Origin of the sequence: Streptomyces sp. NPDC005728, assembly GCF_040630895.1 — a bacterium.
In the GTDB taxonomy this organism is placed as follows: Bacteria; Actinomycetota; Actinomycetes; order Streptomycetales; family Streptomycetaceae; genus Streptomyces.
Map to the genome: position 1 here is coordinate 1 of NZ_JBEXYL010000254.1, position 2,631 is coordinate 2,631.

1 protein-coding gene and 2 pseudogenes are annotated in these 2,631 nt (G+C 70.0%); 2 read left to right on the top strand and 1 reads right to left on the bottom strand.

Going from position 1 to position 2,631, the window contains the following annotated elements; translation table 11 throughout:
- The first annotated feature begins 161 nt into the window (after positions 1-161).
- A complete protein-coding gene (locus ABZ471_RS48270; RefSeq protein ID WP_359075519.1) occupies positions 162-617 on the top strand; it encodes a hypothetical protein in 456 nt (151 codons plus the stop codon).
- A gap of 270 nt (positions 618-887) precedes the next feature.
- A pseudogene (locus ABZ471_RS48275) lies at positions 888-2,567 on the top strand (helix-turn-helix domain-containing protein); the annotation flags it as partial.
- Here the strand turns inward: ABZ471_RS48275 and ABZ471_RS48280 are convergent.
- A pseudogene (locus tag ABZ471_RS48280) lies at positions 2,567-2,631 on the bottom strand (hypoxanthine phosphoribosyltransferase); the annotation flags it as partial. The pseudogenes ABZ471_RS48275 and ABZ471_RS48280 overlap by 1 nt on opposite strands.

Here is a 2,631-nt window from a genome sequence, read left to right on the forward strand (position 1 = left end):
CCTCCAGTACCGGCCCGACACCCTCAACGGCTTCATAGCAGGCACCGGCCTGACCCCCGACGACCCAACGTCACCTTGACGAGCCGAAGTCAGTAGTCTCGCTGAAGGCTGACCGCTCAGTTGCGTCGCCGGTCGGGGGCACAGTGGACTGGGGAACTCTTGTGGGCACCGGTCTCGGCGCGCTACTCGGTGTCGGATCGACACTCGCCGTCGACCGTGCACGATCACGCCGTGACAAGGAAGCCCGCGACGAGCAGCTTCGGCGCCAGGTGTATGGCGAGTACCTCATCGCTCTCTCCCGGACCCGGAGCCAGCTACGCGACATCGCCCACAACGTCCAGGACTCGCCGGAGGATCGGGCCCGACTGGTGCGCGACAGAGTGCGCGAGAGCGGTGCCTACGAGCTCCGCCACCAAGTGCAACTCTGCGCGCCGGCGGAGGTACTCGCGCTCACTGATCGGGTACACGCAGCGCTGCGTGATTTTCGGGACCAAGTGCTGAACGGAGCCACTTCCCAGGACGAGACGTACCGGGCCAAGCGCGCGTCGTACGAGGCTGCCGCCCGAGCCCTCCGTGAAGCGATGCGTCGAGATCTTGGCGTCGCCCCAGGAGCTTGAGTCGCTGCGCTCGGCCGCAGCCTTCTCGCGGAGGAGTGCGGTGAGGGAGGCCGCCCGCCGTCAAGGGCCCGGTCCTGCATGCGCTCCTGCCCCGACAGTGCAACACCGTCACCAGCCCCAACTTGATCAAACATCAGAGGGTAAATCCAAGGATAAGCTGAACTCAAATCCAGGGATAAGTTGTGCTAGGGTTTGGGGTGGAGGTGGAGCGTGCCGACGGAGGATGAGCTGTTCGCTGCCGTGGAGGCGCTGCTCGCCGGCGAGCCGGAGATGCCCGAGCCTGCCGAGCGGGGACGGCTGCGCGAGGCGGCGGGGGTCACCCAGGTCCGGCTCGCGCAGGTGCTGCAGACGACGACGCAGACGGTGAAGAACTGGGAGGCCGGCCGTGCCGAGCCGCGCCCCCCGCGCCGCCAGGCCTATCAGCGGCTCCTTGACGGATGGGCGGAGCGGTTCCCCGCCGACCCCACCTCTGCCACGCCCGCGCAGGACACGGCAGCCCCTGAGGCATTCACCGGCCAGACATCCTCGGCGGAAACACAGACCCTGTCTACGGGGCAGGCGACCCAAGGCGCGGCCACTGTGGAGGGCACCCAGTCCCGCGTAGCCGCCGTTCCAGATCCGGCCGCCGTGTCGCGTCCGGCGCGCACCGCCAGGACGTCGTCGACGTCTCGGCGTCCCGGCGCGAAGAAGGCCGCCCCCGCCGGCACCCCTGAGGGCGGAGCCGACCCGCGCTTCGAGAACGGTCCGCTGGCGGTCGTCGACGTCGAAGACGACCAGGTGTTGGCGTACTGCACGGGCGGCCTGGTCCTTGACGTGCCCGCGAAGAGCATCCCGGCGCTGGTGGACTGGACGCTGAAGGAGGCGAAGCTGGGGCAGCCGAAGTTGTCCGGGCCGGGCAGGGACGCCGACCCGCTGCTCGTACTCACCGAGGCCGCGTGCGAGCGCTACGGCCTGCCGGTCAGCCTCACCAAGGAAGAGCGGCTTGCCGGGCGGCTCCCCGAGGGACACAAGGTCATCAAGCAGTTGGCCCGCGCGGAGTGGAAGCTGACGAAGCGCGGGTTCGGGCCGTGGGCGCGGATCTACCGCCCGGCCAAGGGCTCGGAGCGGGCCTGCGTCCAGCTGTGCATCCCGTCCTGGCACGCACTCGACTCCCGCCACTGGGGCGAGGCGGCCCAGCTGCCGCCGGCGGAACTTGCCCGGCTCCTGGGTGTGTACGCGTCCCGGGTGATGACGCCGCGCGGCTCCACGGCTGTCACCGGTCTGGAGCTGATGACCGCTCTGCATCCGCCGACCCGCGCCTCCGAGCTCGACGCCGACGGCAAGCGGCACTCCGAGCACAACCCCGGCTCGTTGGGGAAGGAGCCGGTGGACTGTGCGCCGTGCGAGGCCCCGGACGGGCACCCGCTGCTCAAGGACCTGCCGCGCTTCCACGTCCGCGGCCCCGGCGAGAAGCTGTTCGAGGAGGCGTACGACTGGGCGCGGCCGCTCACCGACGCCGAGTGCATGAACCGGTTCCTGGTCGGCATCGACGTGAACATGGCCTTCGCCGCTGGCGCCAACGGCCTGGTCGTCGGTCTCGGCGAGCCGACGCACGTCAAGGCGCCGGTGTTCGATGCGAAGCTGCCCGGCTCGTGGCTGGTGGACCTGTCCCACGTCGACCTGTCGAGGGTGAAGGCTGCCAAGGACAAGTGGGCGGAGCTGGACGCAAGTCTGCTGCCCAGCCCGTTCACGCCGAAGGGCGAGCGTCCCGAAGGCCCGGCCTGGTACGCGACACCGACCGTGGCGTACGCGGTGGAGTTGGGCTACGAGGTGCGGCCGGTCGAGGCGTGGGTGCGCTACGAGAACGGCCGCTACCTGGACGGCTGGTACAACCGGCTGCGGGACGCTTACCTCGCCACGATGGCCGACCTCGGCGTGGACGCGGACCTGTCGCCGACCGACTTCCTGGCCTTGAGGATCCGCACGACACCGGAGGACTGGGTGCCCGCGCCGTAGGAGGACACGGCCATCCAGT